This is a genomic window from uncultured Microbulbifer sp. (assembly GCF_947498635.1).
Taxonomy (GTDB): Bacteria; Pseudomonadota; Gammaproteobacteria; order Pseudomonadales; family Cellvibrionaceae; genus Microbulbifer; species Microbulbifer echini.
This window is the reverse complement of the sequence record NZ_CANMKV010000019.1, coordinates 1-22,666: the sequence shown is the minus strand read 5'-3', so window position 1 is coordinate 22,666 and position 22,666 is coordinate 1. Positions and strand designations below refer to the sequence as shown.

The following is a 22,666-nucleotide window of genomic DNA, read 5'->3' as shown; positions in this document are numbered from 1 at the left end:
GGGACGCCTAACCTGCTAGACTGCGCGACCTTTTGACCCACCGCTCCAGTCCCGCGACAGGGACTTAGGCTTCAAGTGAATTCCGAAATGACCGATACCCCAAAACCGGCCGGCTTCGACCAGCTGGGCCTGCCGCCTGAAATCCTCACCGCCATTGAAAAACTGGGCTATGAGACCCCTTCTCCGATTCAGGCACAGACAATCCCCTCCCTGTTGGAGAACCGCGATGTACTGGGCCAGGCCCAGACTGGCACTGGCAAAACCGCAGCGTTTGCACTGCCACTGCTATCCAAGCTAGACCTGAAAGACCGCCGTCCCCAAGCTTTGGTTCTGGCACCGACCCGTGAACTGGCTATTCAAGTAGCAGAGGCCTGCCAGTCATATGCCTCTAACCTGAAGGGCTTTCACGTGGCCCCAATCTATGGTGGCGCGGACTACCGCGGCCAGATGCAACAACTGAAGCGCGGTGTGCAGCTGGTGGTAGGCACCCCCGGCCGAGTGATGGATCATATGCGTCGCGGCTCCCTTGACCTCTCCAACCTGAGCACTCTGGTGCTGGATGAGGCCGATGAAATGCTCCGTATGGGCTTTATTGATGATGTTCAGTGGGTACTGGAGCAGATTCCCGAAGAGCGCCAGATCGCTCTGTTCTCCGCCACTATGCCGAAAGAAATTGCGCGGATCGCCCGCGAACACTTGCGCGAGCCCGTTGAGGTCAAGATCCGTGTCAAACAGGAGACTGCGGAGACTATTCGCCAGCGCTACTGGCCCGTGGGCGGCTTGCACAAGCTGGATGCGTTGACCCGTATCCTAGAAGCGGAGCCAGTTGATGCCACTATTATTTTTGTGCGCACCAAAAACAGCACGGTAGAGCTTGCCGATAAGCTGGCTGCGCGCGGCTTTGCCAGTGCTGCCCTGAATGGCGATATGGCCCAAAATTTACGCGAAGGCGTGATCGACAAGCTCAAGAAAAATAAGCTCGATATCGTTGTGGCCACTGATGTAGCGGCGCGCGGACTGGATGTGAGACGGATCAGTCACGTAATCAACTACGACATCCCCTACGATACCGAAGCCTACATCCACCGTATTGGCCGTACCGGCCGCGCCGGCCGTGAGGGCGACGCCATCTTGTTTGTGGCACCGCGCGAGCGTCGCATGCTGCGTATTATCGAGAAGGCCACCAAGAAGCCTATCGAGAAACTTGAGCTGCCCAGTGCAGACGCTGTTAACAGTGCACGGATGCAGCGTTTTCGCGAGCGTATTACCGCGACATTGGAAGGCCAGACCGACCTGGCCCCCTACCGTTTGTTGGTAGAAGAATTCCTTGCCCAGAATGAAGTGGATCCCCTGGATGTCGCTGCAGCTCTGGCCTCTATGGCCCAGGGGGACCAACCTCTACTGATCAAAGAGCAGGAGTCCAAGCCGCGCAAGGAAAGGGAGAGGCGAGAGCGGGACGATGAGTTTGAAGGCCGTCGTCGCAAGAGAGACAGCTTCGAAAAAGACCATAAGATGCCGCCACCCGATGAGGGCCTGCAGCGTTATCGTATCGAGGTTGGGCGGGAGCACGGTGTGCGTCCGGGTGGTATTGTCGGTGCCATTGCCAATGAGGTGGACTTGGATAGCTCCTATATCGGTCGTATCGAGATTTATCCGGATTTCACTACGGTGGACCTCCCGGAAGGCATGCCCAAGGAGATATTCCAACACCTGAAAAAAGTGCGGGTGGCCGGGAGACCGATGAAAATTGCCCGTTTCGATGAAGCGGCGACAAACGCCAAAGTGAAGCCCAAAGGCAAGCCAAAGGGAAAGCCCAAAGGTAAGCCGAAGTTTAAGCGGGAGAATAGCGGAGAGTAACCCTTCGCCCAGCTCTAAAAAAACGGCGCAAATTGCGCCGTTTTTTTTAGTAAACCGGTCGGTTTATTGTTTTCCCACAGTTCACCTTTTCACTTTCTGGCATTCCGCCCCTAGGTTTCCTAGTCCCTAGCGCTGCGGCAGCATGCGGGTCAGAGTGCTGTCGCGCATAATAAAGTGGTGCCACAGGGCGGCGGCGATATGCAGCCCCACGAGAATCAGCAGGGCCGGCCACAGTACATCCTTATGTAGAAAGGCGAGCTGTTTGCCCAGGTCAGAATTTTCCGCAAGCAGGCGGGGCATGGCGAAGAGGCCGAAAAATTCCGTATCCCTGCCGAACAATTGGCGCATGGCAATACCGGAAACGGGCATCGCCAGTAGGACTAAGTAAAGGGCGCCGTGGGTTAGGCTGGACAGCGCTTTTTGCCAGGAGCTGCCCTGGAGCTGTGGGCGCTTGTGGCGCGCGCGCCAATATAGGCGGATTGTTAACAGCATTAGTACCGCCACTCCGAGGGAGAAGTGCAGGCGCATAAACCAGCCACGCATAGGGTCGCCGCGTTCAAAGAACTCGTGCAGTTCTACAGCGCCCCATACGGCTAGTAGCAGAAGTACAAATAGCCAGTGCAGGCCCTTACTCACTGAATTCCAGTGATCGCGAGTTGTGGACATAAATAATCTCCTGTAAAGCTGTGCCCGCTTTGGGCTATTTTGGGCGGCGGATGTAGGCATCCGCTCCGGTTATTTCTACTTGGCCCAAGTCGTTTTTGGCCAATTCAGCTTGCCGTGCGAATACCGTTTAGGTGGGTAAAGCAGGTATCCCGTGCGGTTTGCAGGAAATCGGCCACATAAGCCTGCTCCAGCATTTCTTCACGTACCGCGGCATAGAGAGTACTCCACAGACCCTTTTCTCCCAGGCGCAGTTGCGCCACAAATCCCTTTTGCAGGTACTCGTGCAGGGCCCAGTTGGGCAGTGCGCAGACACCGCGGCCGCTGGCGACAAGCTGCACCATCATAACCGTCAATTCTGCCGTGCGCACATCTGCGGGTTCGACTCCGGCGGGCTCGAGGAAGTTCTGGAAAATATCCAGACGCTCCCGTTCCACTGGGTAAGTAATCTGTACTTCTCCGGCCAGTTCCTCCGCGATGACCCAGCGGCGCTTAGCGCTACTTTGTATCAACGGGTGCTTGCGGCTGAGTGCCAGGCACATCTCAAAGCTGAAGAGTGGCAGGTAGTGAATGCCTTTCAGTTCCCGGTCCGGGTTGGAGGTGACCACTAGGTCCAGGTCTCCCCGGGTGAGTGCTGGCAGCGGTGCAAAGTGAAAGCCACTGCACAGGTCCAGCTCTACCTCGGGCCAGTCGTCGCGATAGGTATTTAACGTAGGCATCAGCCATTGGTAACAACTATGGCATTCGATCGCGATATTCAAACGTCCCGACTGTCCGGATGCCAGCCGGGCCAGATCCCGTTGGGCTAGGGCTACGCGGGGCAGGAGGTCATCGGCGAGCTGCAGCAGGCGCAAGCCCGCACTGGTAAAGCGCAGGGGGCGGGATTTGCGTACAAATAACGGCAGGCCGTGGCGTTCCTCCATCTCCCGGAATAAGTGAGATAGCGCCGACTGGGTCAGGTGCAGGCACTCGGCAGCGCGCACCAGACTGCCAGTTTCACGTAAAACTGAGAGGGCCCGCAGATGGCGTATTTCAATCATCATTAATATTATTCATGTTTAAAACAAAAAATATGAAATTGATTGAATAACATGGCCGGCACACAATCAAGTCCGAAGCTTCGCAAGTGCTGATACCCGTTTAGGAGAGGTCACTGCCGGCGAGTGCAAGAATCAAAGGGGCCATCCCCTCTCACAGGAACGGACTTGGAAACGCAGAAATGGTGCAAACACATATCCTTGGTTACCCGCGTATCGGCGCTGCTCGAGAGCTGAAAAAAGCTCAGGAAGCTTATTGGCTCGGTGAAATTCCCCAACAGCAACTGTTGCGGGTGGGGGCAGAGATCCGTCGGGAGAATTGGCAGGCGCAGAGCGAGGCTGGACTGAATTTCGTGACCGTGGGGGATTTTGCCTGGTATGACCAGGTGCTCAACCACTCGCAGATGTTTGGTGTGCTCGGTCAGCGCTTTGTCGAAGGTGCGGCAGACAACACGCTGGATCAGTATTTCCGCCAAGCCCGCGGGCGCGCGCCATCGGGTCAGCCGGTAGCGGCGAATGCTATGACCAAGTGGTTCGATACGAATTACCACTATTTGGTGCCGGAGTTTTCCACCGATCAGGAATTTTCCCTGGATAGTACGTGGCTACTGGATGAAGTGCGCGAAGCTCAGTCCCAGGGGTATGCTGCCAAGCCAGTGGTTATCGGACCGCTCACTTATCTGTGGTTGGGGCGGGGGGTCGACAATGCCCTAGAGCTGCTTCCAGAAATTTTGCCCTGTTATACAGAGCTATTTTCACAGCTGGCGGAACAGAATGTGGATTGGGTACAGGTGGATGAGCCGATACTGGGCTTGGACCTGCCGGATGAGTGGCGGAATGCATTTGATCGCGCTTATCAACAGATTGCGCATGCGGGCGCAGGCATGAAGTTACTGCTGGCCACTTATTTCTCTCCCCTGCGTGAAAACTTGCCGCTGGCATTTTCCCTGCCGGTTTCCGGTGTACATATTGATTGCGTACGCGCGCCGGAGGAGTTACAAGCAGCGGTTGAGCTTACCGATGAAAACCGGGTGCTGTCTGCGGGCGTTCTGAATGGGCGCAATGTGTGGCGGGCGGACTTGGAGAAATGGCAGTGCATTTTAAAGCCTCTCGCGGAGCAGCTGGGGGAGCGTCTGTGGCTGTCTGCCAGTTGTTCACTGTTGCACAGTCCTGTGGATCTGGAATCAGAAGTTTCACTGCCGGACGATCAAAAACAGAAGCTCGCCTACAGTCGGCAGAAGCTTCAGGAGTTGGCTCAGTTACAGCAATTATTGTGTGGAGAGTCTACAGCGGCTGGAGCTAGCGTAGAGGGTATTACGCAAAGCCGTTCTATTGCTGAGCGCTTACAGGATAGCTGGCGCACGCAGCGCTATCAGGAGCGGGCCGCCGTGCAGAAGAAGCGTTGGCAATTGCCACTGCTGCCTACCACCACGATTGGCTCATTTCCGCAAACAGACTTGTTACGCAAGGTGCGTCGACAGTTTCGCAGTGGAGAAATCAGTGCATCGGATTATCGCGGACACCTGCGTGCGGAAATTGCCGAGGCGATTCGGCGCCAGGAGATTCTCGGCCTGGATGTGCTGGTGCACGGTGAAGCGGAACGCAATGATATGGTGGAGTACTTCGGCGAACAGCTGGAGGGGTTTGTGCATACCGGCAATGGTTGGGTGCAAAGTTATGGTTCTCGCTGTGTAAAACCACCGATTATTTTTGGCGATATTTCTCGACCCAAAGCAATGACCGTAGAGTGGAGCAGCTATGCCCAGAGCCTGACCAGCAAGCCGGTAAAAGGAATGTTGACCGGTCCGGTTACTATCCTCAATTGGTCCTTCCCGCGCGAGGATATTCATCGCAGTGAAACCTGCCTGCAGATTGCCCAGGCACTACACGAGGAAGTATTAGACCTGGAGGCGGCGGGTATCGGTATTATCCAAATTGATGAGCCGGCACTGCGCGAAGGAGTCCCCTTACGGGAGTCTGAGCATGAGGATTATTTTGCCTGGGCGGTGGCCTGTTTCCGTTATACCTGTAGTGAGGTAAAAGCGGAAACTCAGATTCACACACATATGTGTTACAGCAATTTCAATGCAATCATGGAAGCGATTGTCTCTCTCGATGCAGATGTCATTACTATCGAATCCTCGCGGTCTGACTTGCGCCTGCTCAGTGCTTTTGCCGATAGGAATGGTGGTTATCCCAATGAGATAGGACCGGGTGTTTACGATATTCACTCCCCCAATGTGCCGGAACGCGAGGAGCTGGTGGATCGATTGAAGAAAATTGCTGAAGTGGTGCCTGTACAGCGACTTTGGGTGAATCCAGATTGCGGTCTGAAAACCCGAAGCTGGGCTGAAGTGGGATCATCTCTGCTGAATATGGTGGAGGCCGCTAGGGCAGTGCGCACCGAATTAGCCTAATCGCTACCCTAATAAAAAAACCGGCAATGGTATTGATTGCCGGTTTTTTTGATGGAGGAAAATAGCTGATACTTCCTGCCAGTTATTTTTTCTTGTTATTGGGCTTGCGCCGCAATCGTTGTGGTGCCATTTAATTCAAATGGCACTGAGGGGTGGAATGGTTTGATACCGAGTGCTTGGTACAATTCATCTGGGCGGTATAGGTTCTGACCTTCGATTACCAGTGCGGTGCGGCGCAGCGCGCTGATATCTTCCAGAGGATTGCCCTCCAGTAATACCAGGTCTGCATTTTTACCCACCGCAATACTACCGGTGTATTTATCGGCCCCCATTACCTGGGCGGGCACCAGGGTGGCGGTGCGCAGTACATCAATGGTGGGAATGCCGGATTTGGCGTAGAGCTCTAGCTCGCGCAGCAGGGTGAAGCCGGGAATCCCGTCTGAACCGGCCACCATCGTGACTTTGTGTTCGTGCAGTTTATGCATCATTTTGAGCAGGGCATCTGCGGATAAGTTGTAGTCATCCCGATGTTCGGGTTTTACATCTAACTCCGCACCAATAAATGAGCGCTGAATATTGACCGGCAAGTGGTTGGCAATATCGGCAAATTCGGGATCTACTTTGCCTGGCTCGCGCAGCAACATAGAGCTAAATACGGTCGTGGTGGCATCCACGACAGTGCCTTTTTGTGCGAGTTTATCCAGGAATTCGGCAACTTCTTTACTTTCCAAATCCAACTCGTGAGCGTGTTCCCCGATTTCGGTAAAGCGCAGTTTCTTGCGGGTATCGATCTTGCCCATAAAGTTCAAGAACAGCATATTGATATGCTGGATTTCATCGAAGCCAGCATCCACTGCTTCCTCTGCCGTCATAAACGCAGGGATATGTCCGGATAAACGCATACCGTTATCATGAATATGCTTAGCCAGGGGGGCAATCCACTCGGGCTCCATGGAGCTATAGGTTTTAATCTGCTGGTAGTTGCGTTCCGCATACCACTCAACAATTTCCTTGGCCTCCTCCAGACTGTCGGCGGTTTTTCCCATACGCATGGCATTTTCACTTTCACGGTCCATAAAGCCCGCGCGGAACAGATCGCCACCAATAATTTGCTCGGACTCAAATAGACTGGAGATGCGCGTGATATTTTCGTGAGTATTGCCGATGTCGCGCACATTGATAATGCCCGCAGCCATGTTTAAAGCACCATCGTTGGGGGACAAGTGTGCGTGCATATCCCACAATCCTGGAATCAGGGTGTGGCCCTTGGCATCAATTTGAGTGGCATTATCGAGTTTGATGGGGCGGCGGCTGATTTTTTTAATCTTGCCGTTTTCGACCAGCAAGTGGCGTTTATTCAGGAGTTTGCCCGCTTCTACATCCACCAGGCTGACATTACTAATCAGGATCGGCTGGGCGGAGGTGTGCGTGTGTCTCTCGGCGATTTCTTGCAAGTATTTATCGGCAGCGGCCACCTGCCGCTCTTTTAGTTCCTGTAAGTGTGATTTATTCCAACCCTTGCGCAAAATAGCAAACCAGCCCCCCTCATCGGCAGCGAACAGATCGCCTTTTTCATCGTGCCAGGCCAATTCCGGTGTAAAACCGAGGCCACTCACACCGTAGAGGTAGACGGTTTTCTTCTCGTCGCCCTGCTGTAGAGTCAATTGATCGAGTTTGTGCAGCTGCGCCTGCCCTTGGGGCAATAAGCCTATGCTGTGGTCTTTATCGGCGATCAATGCTTTAACCAGCTGAGTTTGGATGGCTAGGGTCGTATTTTTAGGAATATAAAATTGCGCTTCGGAAGTTTTCGCGCTGCCATGCTCATCGGAACCCTGCCAGCTAGCCACACCATTTTTTAGGGTAAATTCTTCACTGACCGGAGCGCCAAATGGGCTGATACCTTCAATGTAGAGATGCTCGGGCATCTTGGCCGCGCCAATGGTAAAACTCTCCTTGAGGTTGAGACGGCGGTTGTTCCACCCGAGGCTTAGCTCGCCGGTAACTTTAGAACCTTTTTGTTCGATAACCTCGGTGCCGGCGATCCCCTCTTTATCGTAGAACACATACTCAATGGATTTTGCATAGGTGGAATTAGCCGCTGTGAGTACAGCGGCGGTGACGAGTGTGGCTAGCCTGGATTTCTTCATGAGATGGGCCTTGTTGTTGTTTTTGCGCTGGGGAGATTGGCTGCTTTTGTACTTTTAGGCAAGAGATAGGGGCTTTCGGCTAAGGCATCTAAGGATAAAAATCGGTAGAGGGATTAATTGGCGCGGCAAGACGTTGCAGCTGGTTTTTTATAGCCGTAGATCGCGCGTAGATTCGTGCTTTTTAGTCTTAAGGCGCAGGAAGGTTTTTGGAAGAAAAAGAGAAATTCGGCAGCCAGGTTGTGGATGACCTTACCTGGCTGCGGGGTGCGCTTAGGGACTGGGCACTAAGATCCCGGGCATTAACGTTAGGATTGAGCTTCCCAGTTGCGGGTCAGGTTCATGTTCGTGTCTGCGCCGACCACAATGTTGTCCTCGATACGCACACCACCGTAAGGGCGGAACTCCTCCACCTTGTCCCAGTTCACTTCACTGGCAAGATCGGAGGCTTTCAATTCCGCCAGCAGGCTGTCGATAAAGTAGAGTCCCGGCTCAATAGTAAATACCTGACTCTCTTCAATCGTACGGCTGGTACGCAGGAAGGGATACTCTTCCGGTGGGGGTGTGGCGCCGCCATCGGGGCTGCTTTGGTGGCCGCCCACATCATGCACTTGCAAGCCGAGGAAGTGACCCAGGCCATGAGGCATAAACGGACGGGTAAGACCCGATTCTACTGCGCTTTCGGCAGAGGACTTAACAATACCAAATTGAGCCAGTAGTTCGCCGACCTTCAGGTGGCACTGACGGTGTAGGTCCGGGTAAGGCTGGCCGGGTTTGAGGCCATCGACCAGCTGTAGCTGCTTTTCATCCATCGCCGCAATGAGCTGAGAGAACTCACTATCGGCGTAGGTATAGGTGCGGGTGATATCTGCGCAATAACCGTTGCAGTTGGCCCCAGCATCGATCAGAAAGGTTTTTAACTCTGTGCCAGGCAAGCGTTGGGTGGAGAGGTGCGTGTAGTGCAGTATCGCCGCGTGTTCATTGAGGGCCACGATATTGCCGTACGGCATGGTGTTCTCGCCCTGGCCGGTAGCACTCAAGTAGGCCTGGTTGATCTCGAACTCGCTGGCACCGCTGCGAAAGGCTTGCTCGGCAGCGCGGTGGCCGGCCATCGCTATGCGGTTGGCCTCGCGCAGGCAGGCCACCTCGTAGGGTGTCTTGTAAGCGCGTGCCCAGTGCAGGCGATTGATCAGGGGCTCTGGGTTGATGGTGCCGAGAGGCCAGTCTTGTAGTCTTTCAGTTTCGCCGATAAAGGCCGCCCCGTCTGCGCAGAGGAATTCCCGTGCATCGGCGGGCTTGCTCAGCAGCTCGATATCGTAGAACGCACTCCAGAAAGTCTGCGGAGCGGGGGGGACATAATGCCAGAAGTCCACCGGGCGATAGAACAGCAATTTGGGCTTCTGCCCACGCTTGTAGATCACCCAACTGTTGGGGTTATCGGTAATTGGTACCAGGGCCTTGAACTGAGGATTGACCTTAAAGGGGTAGGGATTGTCATCCAGGAATTGCATCCTAGGTGCACCGCTAAATACATTGAGCGTTTCAAAGCCACTCTGTTCGAGAATGTCGTCGTAGCGGCGGCACAGGCTGGCCATGTGATCTGCGTAAAGGTTGTTATCCATGTTCTCCCCAGGATGGATCGCTGAATCGATAAGACGGCATAGTGTATAGTCTGAACTCTGGATATTTGGCCTGAAATTCGACCATGGAAAAGAAGATACTGCTGACCGACTGCCCCGATGATAAGGGCCTGATCGCGAAGATTACCAATATTTGCTACAAGCACCAGCTCAATATTATCAAGAATGATGAGTTCGTGGACCGCGTCGAGGGCCGCTTTTTTATGCGCACTGCCCTCGAGGGTATCTTTAACGATGCCACCTTTCTCGAAGACTTGGATATGGCCCTGCCTCAGGGGGCGGAACGGCGCCTGGTCTCGGCCGAGCGCAAGCGCCTGGTGTTGATGGTGACGAGGGAGCCCCATTGCCTTGGAGATATCTTGATGAAGTGCTACTCCGGCGCTATGGATGTGGAGATCGCCGCAGTGATTGGCAATCACCCGGACCTGGGTGGGCTGGTTGAGAAATTTGACATTCCCTACCACTGCGTATCTGCGCAAGGCCTTGAGCGCTTTGAGCATGAGCAAAAAGTGGCGACCCTGGTGGATAAGTACACTCCGGATTATCTGGTGTTAGCCAAGTATATGCGGGTGCTGACGTCCGATTTTGTCGCTCGCTACAGCGGCCGTATTATCAATATTCACCACTCCTTCTTGCCGGCTTTTATTGGCGCCAAGCCCTATCAGCAGGCCTATGAGCGCGGGGTAAAAATTATTGGTGCCACCGCACACTTTGTTACTGACGACCTGGATGAGGGGCCGATCATTGAACAGGATGTGATTCATGTGGATCACGCCTATTCGGCGGAGTCCATGGCGGATGCGGGTCGCGATGTGGAAAAGCTGGTGCTCACAAGAGCACTGCAACTCGTACTACAGGAACGGGTATTTATCCACGGCAATAAAACCGTAGTATTCAAGTAATAAATAGAATATGAGGAGGCTAAAAGCCTTGTACGAAAAAGCAAAAATAAGCTGAGGGAGCTTGCCGTGCTGAATACGAATAAACTAAATGATCGATTTCCCCCGCTGCAGCTAGTGGCTTGCCTGGCGGTTGCTCTGGTATTTTCGGGTTGTGCTAGCAATAGCCCTATACCTGGAATGCAGGAGTCTTTCGAGACCGAAATCGCCCCCAATGGCGCTAAGCGCTTTACTTTTACGCTTAAGAGGGAACGGCGTGATATTCCTACGCCGATAGTGGCCAGCTCAAGTTCGCAGAGCCAAATGCAGAGACGAGGCCCCATGGGTAGTGGTGGTCCTTCGAGTCGCCGGGTAGAAGCTTACTTTGACTGGGCTCTGGAGCAAAAGTTGATGGAAACCGGTTTCTGCGAGCGTGGTTATTTTGAAATTGAGCGAATCATTTCCCCATATGGAGGGGAAGTGCGAGGCGAGTGTAGAGAGGGGGCATTTTGATTTTTTTAGTGTTTTGATTAGAAAAAACTTATTGAGTTTGTTAATTTTTAAGAGGTTAGTCAGTAGGCTCAGCTAAATTCCAGTTTTATACAAAATGTAAATAAGAATAATGAAGTATAAATCAGTCTTGGAGCAGGTCACCACGCAGCAGATCATTGCGGTGTTTGATCTTATATCAGATATTATTTTCTGGATAAAAGATGAATCCGGCTATGTGGTGCATTGTAACCGGGAATTTATTGAGCATGTCGGATGTAGGTCATTACATCAGGTGGTTGGCCGTTCAGATATGGACTTCTCCCCTTCTTATCTCGCAAAAAACTATATGCGTGATGACAAAAGGGTGATGTCGGGAGAGACGATTACAGATCGGTTGGAATTGAATATTGGTAAAACAGGCGAGTTAGTTTGGTTTACGACATCAAAGCGACCATTAAAAAGTACCAATGGAGAAATCATAGGAACCTATGGTGTAGCTCGAGACCTTAAAGAGACGGTTAAGGCTCTCTCTAGAATGGATAAACTTAAAAGGCCAGTTGAATACATAAAAAATAACTATAGCCAACCAATTGCGGTTGAAGATTTGGCAGAGGCTGCGAGTTTATCGGTTAGTGCATTAGAGCGGCGTTTTAAAAAATATCTGGATAAAACACCCATGCAATTCGTTCGGGAAGTCAGATTAGAAAACTCTCGTCGTATGTTAGTGGAAACACAAAGCCCAATATCTGAAATTGCTTATCGGGTTGGCTTTACATCTCATAGTTACTTCAGTAGACACTTCAAAGGCATGTTTGGACAGCTTCCAGTAAATTATCGCAGTGAAGTTCAGTCCAATATATAAAGATCGATCAAGCTGATTTTCCTCAGAAAATTTAGAGAGATTGCTACGTTAACTTCAATCGATGAGTTGACAGTCGCCCATTTCATTCATTTCCGAAAATTCTAGCTCCAAGTTGACTTAGGATTTTATGCCTAAAGCAGGGAGTTAGCCGATTCATTTTTGGTTGTCTGTGACTGCTTATTTTTTCTTAAAAATCTAAAGCGCCGATTTTGTTTCATTAGTATCCCAGTATTGATTACCTCTTCAGCAGGTTTTTTTTTTAGGGTTTTAGTACTCAACAAATGAACTGTCTTTTGGGATTTAGGGTCCCGTGACAGTTTTACGCCAGCCTCCCGAAGAGGGCTGGCAATTTTTGAACCAGTGAGAGAAAGAAAACAAAGTTGGGATGCTATGAAAATAATGAAGAAGAATAGCCGAGAAATGGTTAATACCTGGAGTAGAGGTTTCACGCAGAAGTCTATGGTTGCAGCTATCACGCTGGTTGTAAGTAGCATGGCGATCGCGGAGGATACTTCCGATTCTGATGAGAGAATTGAAGAAGTTCAAGTCATTGGAATTCTTGAGAGTGCTACCAGAAACCTTGAAATCAAACGGGATTCCCTTGCTGTAGTAGATGCTATTACTGCAGAAGATATTGGTAAGTTCCCCGACAAGAATGTAGCTGATTCTCTCCAGCGTGTGCCAGGTGTCACTATCGATCGCAGTGGTGGTGAAGGTAGCACGGTTAGTATTCGAGGAACTAGCTCAGAGTGGACTCTTACCCAGTTAAATGGAAATTACATTGCCACTTCCGGTAGCGGAGCCCCCTCTAGAAATTTTAACTACTTATTGCTTCCCTCCAGTATGATCAGTAGGGCAGAGGTTTATAAAAGCCCCGAGGCAAGAATTGATGAAGGTGGTGTCGGTGGTACCGTTATCCTACATAGCCACAAACCTCTTGATCTTGATGCTGGACAAGGTGTAATCACCACAGAGGCGACTTATTCAGATACTACCGAAGAGTGGGACCCACAATATAATGCTTTCTACTCCTGGAAAAATGAGAGCGATACTTTTGGTGTTTTAGTGGGGTATACCAGTCAGGACCGTGGCGTAACCGGAGTTACCAATTATGCAAGTGGCTGGCGTTTACACTCAGATACGGATGAAAATGCAGATTTGTCAGCTCTTGTTGATCAGACCACAGAAGAAGTTTTCAACGATGTTTGGGCGCCCACGCAGGTAAGTATTCACAACTCTAAGGAAGACCGAACCCGTGATGGATACCAGCTTGCCGCACAGTGGCGCCCCACTGAACGCCTGGAGTTTGGTTTTGCTTATTTCGGTTCCAAGCTTGGTTATGACACTAATACTCAAAGCCTGACATTTGCGGAATGGAATGATCATGACGATGCATACTATGGCATTGAAGTGGATGGAGATACAGTCGTCACCTATGGTTTTAATGACAATGGCGACCTTAATGAAAATAACTGGGGCGATGGAGATGTAAATGGCGGTGTAGACGTATACCGTGGTTTGATGTCTCCTCAGCTGACAGGCTATACCCGCAAGGGTGAATCGGAATCTAATACTTATGATTTTGAAGTTATCTATGAGGGGGATTTTTATACCGCGGCTATAAATGTTGGGCATACAGAAGCTGAGGGAGGAACTTCTGAACTCACATACGCTAATATGGATGCTCGTTATGGTTCCGTGGATAGCTGGCTTTGGTCAATTGCAGATGGTAAGCCGAGTTATGAAGTTTCCACAGATCTCACTAAAGATACTGAAGCTTATCCCTATTATGACTGGTTTGGCTCAGATGCTACGGAAAATAGCGATGAAGAAAGTTACTATCAGCTAGATTTGGCATTTGATACTAACTGGGGAATTGTTAATAAGTTTTATGTGGGTACAAAGTATCGGGATCATGAGGCTAGATCCTATAGAGATATCTATCGCTGGGATGACGAGACTGATGATAATGGCGGTTACCGGGGTTGGTTATCTGGCGATCAATGGTTCCACAATCCTGATTACCATCCAGATACTTCAACTTTAATTAGTGATAAGGTAGTTGATAATAGTGCTGGTAATACAGGTGCAATTGATTTCCTGGCATTTGATACCGATGCCTTGATGGACTATGTGCGTGGAAACTTCAACCTCACTGTTATGCCAGTACTATCTGGCACCTATACAATTGATGAGGAAATATTCTCAACCTATGCCCAAGCAGATTTTATATGGCGAGACTTCCGCGGAAACTTGGGGGTTCGCTATGTCAGCACAAAATTATCTACGGAAACGTATGATGATATTACCGGAATGGAATCGGATGAAGTTATTGCTAACTCACGCAGCAATACCACAAAAGAATTTCTGCCAAGTTTGAATGTTGCTTGGGATTTAACTGGTGATCTGGTAATACGATTTACAGCCTCTAAAGCCATGTCAAGGGTGAGTTACGCTTATCTGGGGCAGGCTGAAACTTATGGTCCACCAGTGCATATTGTTTCTCCGGATGAGTGGACGGGGCGAGGAAGTGGCTTCTTTGCGAATACGGATCTGGCGGCAATGATCTCCAAGCAGTTCGACCTTGGCCTAGAGTGGTATTACGCCGATGGTTCTGCATTGGGTGTAACTTTATTTGACAAAGATATCGACAATCTGCCAATCCAAGTAACTGAAATTGTTGAGCGTGAGCACGATTGTTGTAATGGCCCTATTGAAGTGGAAATGAAGGGGCAGATAGGGGGAGGAAACGCAACTTCTAGAGGGGGGGAGTTGTTTGCCCAGCATGCTTTCGAAAGTGGCTTCGGTCTTATGGCCAACTATACATTTACCGATACCGGCACTTCCACCATCATCCTTGCTAATGAGTCAATCGAAGCTGAGATACCTGGTACCGCGAGACACCAATATAATTTATCTGCATTTTATGAGAATGAAAATTTCGGTGTTCGTGCCTCCTATAATTGGGTGGATGACAGGGTTACAAGTTTACATCGTGGGTATGCGGTATACGATAAGGACTACGGACAGTTGGATCTGAATGCAACTTATACCTTCACTGATAACTTTAATATCTCTGCCTCTATTATCAATTTAACTGAAGAAGTGGCGGAGGGATATTGGAAACAGGAAAATCGGATGACATACAACAACTATTCTGGGCGCCGATTGTATATTGGCGCAAACTATAAATTCTAACACCTCATTGATCGTAGTGTTGGGTGTAGAGCGTAAGCTCTACACCATTTTTTTGACTATAGTTGTTAGATTATAAAATTCATATAACTACATAATAAGAAATGAGCATAGATATGAAGCAACCGACACGTAGAGCAATGCAAGCTGCTTGTGCCACCTTTCTATTACAAGCTGGTGCATATGCGGATATTGAAGTAGTCAATTCAGACGTATGTCCCTCGGACGCTACAACAGTAGGGTATTCTGAAGTGCTTAATTATCCTGATGAGTTTTGTGATCTTGTCAATAGCGGTGATCTGGCCGGTCTATCTGGAGGGGCCTCAATAGAGCGCCTGGGGGACAATTGCCAATTGACGGATAATGAAAGTCGCCAAATGTCCAAGACATTATGTAAATCTGAACCTTCAGCACCACATGTTGTTAGTGGAAGCAGTTGTTCGTCGGATGCCGGCCCAGTTACCTATCTTGAGGCACAAATTTATAAAGATGAGCTGTGCTCTGTTCTGGGAGACTGGGAAATTGCAAACCTTGCCGATAATGCCTCCATGGATGGCAGTGGGTATGGGTGTGGTTCACGCAAGAATGAAATACGTGAGCTGGGCTCAACACTGTGTAAATCTGATACTCCTCAGGAAAGTGGATCCGCTCCCAAAGTTGCTTACGTAGAGGTTAATAGTAATAACCTGGGCAATGCAGGCTGCTTTACAGAGAGTGATGGCAGCCAGTTATTTGATATAGCTGTGATCTTCGCGGCAAATATTAATTACGATGGCCAGAAAGCTGTTCTACATTTTAATGACCAAGTTTCAGACTTACTCAATAACAATTTGAGTACGGTACAAAATTTGCAAGCCAAGGGTACGAAAGTGGTACTCAGCGTTCTCGGAAATCATCAAAATGCTGGTTGGTCTTGTTTTGCCGATGAGCAATCCACAGATGGCTTTGCTCAGCAGTTGAAAGATGCAGTCGATCAATATGGGCTGGATGGTATTGATATTGATGATGAGTACTCACAGTGCAGTCAAACCTATTCTGACTCCCTGGTAAAAGTGACAAGTGCATTACGAGAGAAAATGCCGAATAAAATCATTTCCAAAGCACTTTGGAGTGATACCGATGCTTTTCAGGCTGAATGGAATGGCAAGAAGCTGGGCGATCAACTAACTTATGGCTGGGAGATGAGCTATTGGTTGGGCTCAAGCTGCACCTCTCGAGTTCAGAAGTACTTAAACTTGGGGGTCGATAGATCTAAGTTGGGTGTTGGCGCTTCTACTGTATTGAATAGTGCTTCCGCTGCAAGTGCGTTAGCTTCCTGTAATGAAAATAATAACCTGGGTGGCGGCACTATGATATTTAATGTGACTAAAGATTCGAGTAGCTACCTTTCTACAATATGGCCAGGTACTTCAGCGCTTCCTAATTGCCTTAAGTAGTTCAAAAATATTGATAGTTGTAATTTAGTTAATTCTCTGTAGTAAATCTATTTCGGAGTGGATAGTAAACACTCCGAAATACAATCCTTATACTCGGTTCCTAAGGAGTGATTTCTGGTTCTTACTGGATGCACCTGTACTATTCTTTAATAAAGCCCTTTTTAAAAAAGGCCTCATTGGGGTGTGGCCTTTTCTTTGCCATTGCTTCCATATGAGCTTTCTGCTCTGCCTTCGATTGGTTTCTCTTTTTCCTACAGGGACGGCAGTGAACCGCAGAGGTCTCAAAGTCGCCCTTGGCGATTTCATACCACCATTTTTGTTGCTTTGCCGTCCATACTTCATCTGAGCCACAATCTTTACATTGGAATTCTCGATCCAAGTAGTAGAGTGGAATGTCAATGTAGTAAGAGTGGTGCACAATAGCTGCCCTATCTACCGCAATAGCCCAGTTGGGAATGGGGCCACTGAATTGATCAAGGATCTTTCCCTTATTTAACTTCTCTATTCTTTTTCTCCGAGCTTGCTTAATTTCGGTTCTTCTTTGTTTACCGCTTTTCATTGGGTGTTCCTTACCACTGAATGAGAGGAAAAAGGGGTGCTTTGCGGGTGGTGCAAAGTTTAATTAGGCCTAATAAAAATAAAAAAAGCGGGCATAAAGCCCGCTTTTAAATCCATCGGTGAGAGTGCTGGATTTTACTCCGCGTAGCTCTCAATCGGTGGGCAGGAGCAAATCAGGTTGCGATCGCCGTATACGTTGTCGATACGGTTAGCGGCGGGCCACACCTTGTGCTCTTTTAACCAGGCTGCTGGGCGTGCAGCGATATCGCGGGAGTAGCTGTGCTTCCATTCATCGCTCATCACATCCTCAAGAGTGTGAGGGGCGTTGTGCAGTGGGTTGTCCTCAGGGGTGTATTTACCGCTGGTTACATCTTCCACTTCCTGGCGAATTGTTGCCATCGCTTCGATAAAGCGATCCAGCTCACCCTTGGATTCACTTTCGGTAGGCTCGATCATCAGGGTGCCGGCGACCGGGAAGGACATGGTGGGGGAGTGGAAGCCGAAGTCCATCAGGCGCTTGGCGATATCCTCTTCGGTGATGCCGCTGGCTTCTTTAAGCGGGCGCAGGTCCACCAGGCACTCGTGGGCTACAAAGCCATTGGTGCCGGTGTAGAGCAGGGAATAGTGCTCACCCAGCTTCTTGGCCACGTAGTTGGCGTTCAGGATCGCCATCTCGGTAGCCTGCTTCATACCCTGTTTACCCATCATACGGATATACATCCAGCTGATCGGCAGGATACTGGCGGAGCCCCAGGGAGCGGCGGAGATGGTGCCATTATCCAGCTTGGTTTCCGGTACTTCAGTCACCGGGTGGGCTGCCAGGTAGGGCTTCAGATGCTCGCCAACAGCGATCGGACCCATGCCGGGGCCGCCGCCACCGTGAGGAATACAGAAAGTTTTGTGCAGGTTCAGGTGGGATACGTCACCACCGAACTGGCCCGGAGCCGCGACGCCGATCAGGGCGTTCATGTTGGCGCCATCAATATAAACCTGGCCGCCAGCCTGGTGAACCAGGTCACAAACTTCGCGGATACCTTCCTCGAACACCCCGTGGGTGGACGGGTAGGTGACCATCAGTGCGGCAACGCGGTCGCCGTGCTCTTCGATTTTGGCCTTCAGGTCTGCGATATCCACATTGCCTTTGTCATCACAGGCAACCACAACCACTTTCATGCTCACCATCATGGCGGAAGCCGGGTTGGTGCCATGGGCTGAGGCGGGGATCAGGCAGATATCGCGCTGGGTTTCGCCCTTCGCTTCAAAGTACTTCTTGATTGCAACCAAGCCTGCGTATTCACCCTGGGAACCGGCATTAGGCTGCAGGCTCACCGCATCGTAACCGGTACAGGCGGACAGCATCTGCTGCAACTGGCGGAACATTTCCGCGTAGCCTTTCGCTTGATCTACGGGTGCGAAGGGGTGCAGTTTGCCGAACTCGGGCCAGGTGACCGGGATCATCTCGGCGGTGGCGTTCAGCTTCATGGTGCAGGAGCCCAGGGGAATCATGGAGTGATTCAGGGCGATATCCTTGGCTTCCAGAGACTTGAGGTAGCGCAGCATCTCGGTCTCGGAGTGGTAAGTATTGAATACCGGGTGGGTCATAAACTCGGTATCGCGCGCCAGGGGCGCGGGCACACCCAGGGAGCCTTTGCTAGCGATTTCACTGTCCAGAGTGTGCAGGTCAATGCTGTGCTCAGTACCGATAAAGGCATTAATCAGATCGGACACATCTTGCAGGCTAGCGGTTTCGCTCAGGCTTACGCCCAGGGCATCTTCACCGACTTTGCGCAAGTTTATCTCAGCAGCCAGTGCGCGCTGGTAGATCTCTTCCTGCTTGGCGCCAACGGTGATTGTCAGAGTATCGAACCAGCTGTCGTGGGCCAGATTAAAGCCTTCGCGCTGCAGGGCGGAAGCGAGAATGTCTGCCAGGCGCTGGATGCGGGCGGCGATAGTCTTCAGGCCTTCGGGACCGTGGTAAATCCCATAGAAAGCGCTCATTACCGCCAGCAGAACCTGGGAAGTGCAGATATTGGAGTTGGCTTTCTCGCGGCGAATATGTTGTTCGCGGGTCTGCATGGCCATGCGCAGGGCGCGCTTGCCTTTGCTGTCTACGGAGACACCGATAATCCGGCCCGGTGCGGAGCGTTTGTAAGCTTCGCGGAAGGCGAAGAAGCCCGCGTGGGGACCACCGTAACCCATCGGGATACCGAAGCGTTGGTTACAGCCAACCACTACGTCCGCACCCATATCACCCGGCGCCCGCAAGGCGACCAGGCTCATCAGGTCGGCGGCCACGGTGACCAGGGCGTTGGCTTCGTGCACCTTGGCGATAATGTCGGTCAGATCGCGTACGCGGCCGGTGCTGCCGGGGTATTGCAGCAGGGCGCCGAACAGCTCGGTGGGGATATCTTTTTCCACATCGCCCACAACCACTTCGAAGCCGAAGTGTTCGGCGCGGGTTTTAACTACGGCAACAGTCTGCGGGTGGCAGTCCTGATCCACAAAATAGGTATTGGATTTGTTGCGTTTGGCCTGGCGCTTACACATGGCCATGGCTTCCGCAGCGGCGGTGCCTTCGTCCAGCATGGAGGCGTTAGCCAGTTCCATACCGGTGAGGTCCATGATCATCTGCTGGAAGTTCAGCAGGCCTTCCAGGCGGCCCTGGGCAATTTCCGGCTGGTAGGGGGTGTAGGCGGTGTACCAACCTGGGTTCTCCAGCACGTTGCGCAGGATCACGTTGGGGGTAATGGTGTCGTGGTAGCCCATACCAATAAAGGTGCGGTAGATCTTGTTGCGCGCCGCAATATCTTTTAGCTCTGCGAGGGCCTCAACTTCATTGATTGCATCGGCCAGGTCCAGCTCATCGGTCTTGCGAATGGCTTCGGGCACGGTTTTCTCGATCAGCTCGTCGAGGCTGGCAACTCCGAGGGTTTCCAGCATGGCCTCTACCTGCTTGGCATCGGGGCCAATATGGCGATGGATAAAGGCGTCGTGTTGTTCCAACTGCTGCAGCGATGGTTGGGTCATAAACTTCGTTCCTGTAGTCGCAGGGAGTCGTCGCGGTGCGCTCGCGGTTAAAAATAGCACCTGGCCTCAGTACCGCTTTTCCTGTGGAAAGCCTCGGGCCTCCGAGTTGCGGATAGGCGAGGGTAACGCTTGGGAAAATCGGCTTGCTAGCGGCTCCACGGGCAGAATGCTCAGCCTGTGGGGGAGCCGGGCCATAGCGGCAGGCGCGCATCTTAGCAACCGTTGCGGGTGTGGGCAATCTGCGGGATTTTGGCGAGGAAACTGCTAAATTTGGGCGTAAAAAGTGGGTTAAATCCTGTGAAATGGGGGGTGGGGCGATTTTGTATTGCTGGGGCCTTGGGTGTTTGTTTTGAGGTGTCATCTATTGGGGAGGTGGGTTGTAAAGGCAGTTATGGGAAACTTCGCGAGGGTTATCTTATTGTCAGCTGGGGCTTGTTCATTCACCGAGGGCGCGAGTCTTTATATTCTGACTTTCGAGTTCATCGGGGATTTTGTTAAAAAACACTCATATAAATGAAATGCGATAAAGGTAGAGTTCACACTGAAAGCTATCTATCCTGGAAGTGATCATTAACACCTTGGGCGAAGCTATAGCGGTTACTTATATGTAGGATAAGAATATCCTTCTGCTGAAGGAGGTGTTTCTTCATTAATAGTCAAGAATTTTCCTGTTTGGTTACACTGTAGGTTAAGCATTTTTGGGTCTATGGCTATTTAGGCTTTTCTCTGGAATATAGGGGGGTGCTCCATGGTTGTTTAAATTTCTGCTAAATTGGTCGCAACAAAAAGAGTCAGCTTGTAATAAATAAGGTTACCCATGATAAAAAAGTGCTGTTTACATTCTTGCTTTGCTATTAGTTTCTAGGGGTGCGCTTTGTTTTTGGTGGTTTTAATAGTATGACACCCAGGGAGGTATTAATTTCCCCTTGTCATATCTCGGATTAGTGCTTCTAGTTGAGCATTCATCATATCGTTAGAGTTTATCGCGCTAACAGCTGATACAATCATGTTTTGCAGGTGTTCTGTGGGGATTTTCTGTTCGAATTCGTTAGCGAGTATAGTACTGATAAAGGCGTCCTTTAAAATTTTTATATTCTCTCCATTTCTATGGAGCTCCGTAACATTTTTTCTTATAAGCTGGTTGATGTTTAATGAATTCGACTTTGGGGTTTTGGGCCCGTTTCTCTCGGTAGCGTGTTTTTTTTGTTTTCTGGATGGGGCGTTTAATTTATTTAATAGAGTTGTTAGATTTTGATCTGTGCCTATTTTCATGATGGGTTAATTTTGACCGTACTGGGAGAGTAACATTTTATTGACTGCGCTATTTTCGTTGCTGTCATCTTTAGCTTCTTCTTGATGTGGGGACTGGTTGGCTGTGGCTTCAATAATCTTTTCAATATCATTATTTAGTGCAGGGTTTTCGCTATTCTCTGTGATTCCTTTCCGTAGTATTTCAATACCGCCCTCGGTATCTTCATCGGCTATTGCCAGAAGCCCCTTTGCGAAGTCCTGAAAGTACTTGGGAGAGTTTGTTGAGTTAACAAGGTGGCTCCATATATTCTTGGCGTCACTGATTTTTTGTGTCACCAAATAGAGTTGGCCTAGCTGAAAGTGTGCGATCCATAATTCTGGAGCCATGGCAATCGCAGTTTGCATTCCTTCAATAGCGCGATCGTACAATTTGATCTCGGCATGCTCTGCTGCGAGGAATAAGCGTTTTGCGGGGTGATCCTCAAGTGCGATACTGCGCTTCAATAGTTCAATGGTTCTCTCGTGATGCTTGAGGCTGCTTGCCTCAAGTGCACAATGGAATAGCTCTTCAGCGTCAAGATCGTCGTTGATTCTTAAAGACATGGATATCTCCTGTTACTCGATCTCATTCTACCTTCCATGCGTCTCCGCAGCTAGCTTTCTTACGGAGCTAAACTTCTCTTCTTTGTTCTTTTCAGTATGCGCTCACGTTGGGCTCTATGGGCTTGAATGGTCAGTCATGTCGTCTGCTGGCAATTGTGAGTTGTAACTTTCAAGTTTTTTTAAATTTCCCCTGTCCGATTCCCTCAATTCTCTGGATATATACCTAAACAACTGCGGAACTTGATGCGGAGCCCATACGAAGGCCCGTTACCGCACAGCTTAGTAAGTATATTTCTTAGGGGGAATTATGGTCGCCGTCATCAGCGGAGAAGCACTGGGCCTGTTTAACAGCACTAAGACAGGCGTAGGCTCGGCGAACCTTGGGCAGGGACGTGAATCCATCTATGTGAATGCGTCCACCGGCAACCTGGTGTTGCGCCAACAGGATGAGTTTGTTGCGGCCTCCGGCCTGGACTTGTCCCTGTTGCGCACCTACAACAGCCAGGGGCAGTTGGATGGCGACAACAACGACGGCTTCCGCTTTAATTTCTCCAACCAGCTGACCAATTTGGTCGGTACTCCTAACCAGCCCGGCAGCCAGATCAC

At 50.5% G+C, this 22,666-nt stretch carries 15 protein-coding genes; 8 read left to right on the top strand and 7 right to left on the bottom strand.

The features are described 5' to 3' along the window. Window positions 1-87: 87 nt before the first annotated feature. The gene (locus Q1A69_RS11460; RefSeq protein WP_299585335.1) at window positions 88-1,857 is read left to right on the top strand and encodes a DEAD/DEAH box helicase; all 1,770 of its coding nucleotides are present in this window, start codon (window positions 88-90) and stop codon (window positions 1,855-1,857) included. 126 nt (window positions 1,858-1,983) lie between these two features. Here Q1A69_RS11460 and Q1A69_RS11455 read toward each other — a convergent pair whose 3' ends face one another. Both Q1A69_RS11455 and Q1A69_RS11450 read right to left on the bottom strand, forming a co-directional pair. Further along, window positions 1,984-2,523: a cytochrome b gene (locus Q1A69_RS11455; RefSeq protein ID WP_299585333.1), complete on the bottom strand. Its 540-nt coding sequence runs from the start codon at window positions 2,521-2,523 to the stop codon at window positions 1,984-1,986. Between the two features lie 104 nt (window positions 2,524-2,627). Further along, window positions 2,628-3,560, bottom strand: coding sequence for a LysR family transcriptional regulator (locus tag Q1A69_RS11450; protein ID WP_366525576.1), 933 nt, complete (start codon window positions 3,558-3,560; stop codon window positions 2,628-2,630). A gap of 179 nt (window positions 3,561-3,739) precedes the next feature. Here Q1A69_RS11450 and metE point away from each other — a divergent pair, with 179 nt between their 5' ends. Then, complete coding sequence (metE, locus tag Q1A69_RS11445; RefSeq protein WP_299585329.1) at window positions 3,740-5,974, top strand: 5-methyltetrahydropteroyltriglutamate--homocysteine S-methyltransferase; 2,235 nt, start codon at window positions 3,740-3,742, stop codon at window positions 5,972-5,974. Window positions 5,975-6,069: 95 nt separating this feature from the next. Here the strand turns inward: metE and Q1A69_RS11440 are convergent, their stop codons facing one another. Together Q1A69_RS11440 and pepQ are read right to left on the bottom strand one after the other, a co-directional pair. Continuing rightward, window positions 6,070-8,121 (bottom strand): amidohydrolase family protein, encoded by a 2,052-nt coding sequence (locus tag Q1A69_RS11440; protein WP_299585327.1) that lies wholly within the window; start codon window positions 8,119-8,121, stop codon window positions 6,070-6,072. A 305-nt stretch (window positions 8,122-8,426) separates the two neighbouring features. Next, entirely contained in the window at window positions 8,427-9,740 is a 1,314-nt protein-coding gene (gene pepQ, locus Q1A69_RS11435; protein ID WP_299585325.1) for a Xaa-Pro dipeptidase, read from the bottom strand. An 83-nt stretch (window positions 9,741-9,823) separates the two neighbouring features. On the opposite strand from pepQ, the gene purU reads away from it, so the two are divergent. From purU to Q1A69_RS11410, 5 genes are all read left to right on the top strand, one after another. Then, window positions 9,824-10,660: a formyltetrahydrofolate deformylase gene (gene purU / locus Q1A69_RS11430; protein ID WP_299585323.1), complete on the top strand. Its 837-nt coding sequence runs from the start codon at window positions 9,824-9,826 to the stop codon at window positions 10,658-10,660. 66 nt (window positions 10,661-10,726) lie between these two features. Next, window positions 10,727-11,149 carry a hypothetical protein gene (locus tag Q1A69_RS11425; protein WP_299585321.1) on the top strand — a complete coding sequence of 141 codons (423 nt, stop codon included), beginning with the start codon at window positions 10,727-10,729 and terminating at the stop codon, window positions 11,147-11,149. A gap of 109 nt (window positions 11,150-11,258) precedes the next feature. Next, on the top strand, window positions 11,259-11,990 hold the full coding sequence (locus Q1A69_RS11420; RefSeq protein WP_299585319.1) for an AraC family transcriptional regulator: 732 nt from the start codon (window positions 11,259-11,261) through the stop codon (window positions 11,988-11,990). 399 nt (window positions 11,991-12,389) lie between these two features. Further along, on the top strand, window positions 12,390-15,188 hold the full coding sequence (locus Q1A69_RS11415; protein ID WP_299585317.1) for a TonB-dependent receptor: 2,799 nt from the start codon (window positions 12,390-12,392) through the stop codon (window positions 15,186-15,188). A gap of 101 nt (window positions 15,189-15,289) precedes the next feature. Continuing rightward, window positions 15,290-16,621, top strand: coding sequence for a glycosyl hydrolase family 18 protein (locus Q1A69_RS11410; protein WP_299585315.1), 1,332 nt, complete (start codon window positions 15,290-15,292; stop codon window positions 16,619-16,621). 139 nt (window positions 16,622-16,760) lie between these two features. Here Q1A69_RS11410 and Q1A69_RS11405 read toward each other — a convergent pair whose 3' ends face one another. From Q1A69_RS11405 to Q1A69_RS11395, 3 genes are all read right to left on the bottom strand, one after another. Continuing rightward, on the bottom strand, window positions 16,761-17,180 hold the full coding sequence (locus tag Q1A69_RS11405; RefSeq protein ID WP_299585313.1) for a zinc-ribbon domain-containing protein: 420 nt from the start codon (window positions 17,178-17,180) through the stop codon (window positions 16,761-16,763). Between the two features lie 134 nt (window positions 17,181-17,314). Further along, on the bottom strand, window positions 17,315-20,206 hold the full coding sequence (gene gcvP / locus Q1A69_RS11400; protein WP_299585311.1) for an aminomethyl-transferring glycine dehydrogenase: 2,892 nt from the start codon (window positions 20,204-20,206) through the stop codon (window positions 17,315-17,317). Between the two features lie 1,278 nt (window positions 20,207-21,484). Then, a complete protein-coding gene (locus Q1A69_RS11395) occupies window positions 21,485-22,060 on the bottom strand; it encodes a hypothetical protein (RefSeq protein WP_299585309.1) in 576 nt (191 codons plus the stop codon). Window positions 22,061-22,367: 307 nt separating this feature from the next. On the opposite strand from Q1A69_RS11395, the gene Q1A69_RS11390 reads away from it, so the two are divergent. Beyond that, window positions 22,368-22,666, top strand: a 299-nt coding sequence (locus tag Q1A69_RS11390) for a DUF6531 domain-containing protein (RefSeq protein ID WP_299585307.1), incomplete at its 3' end; no start/stop codon positions are given.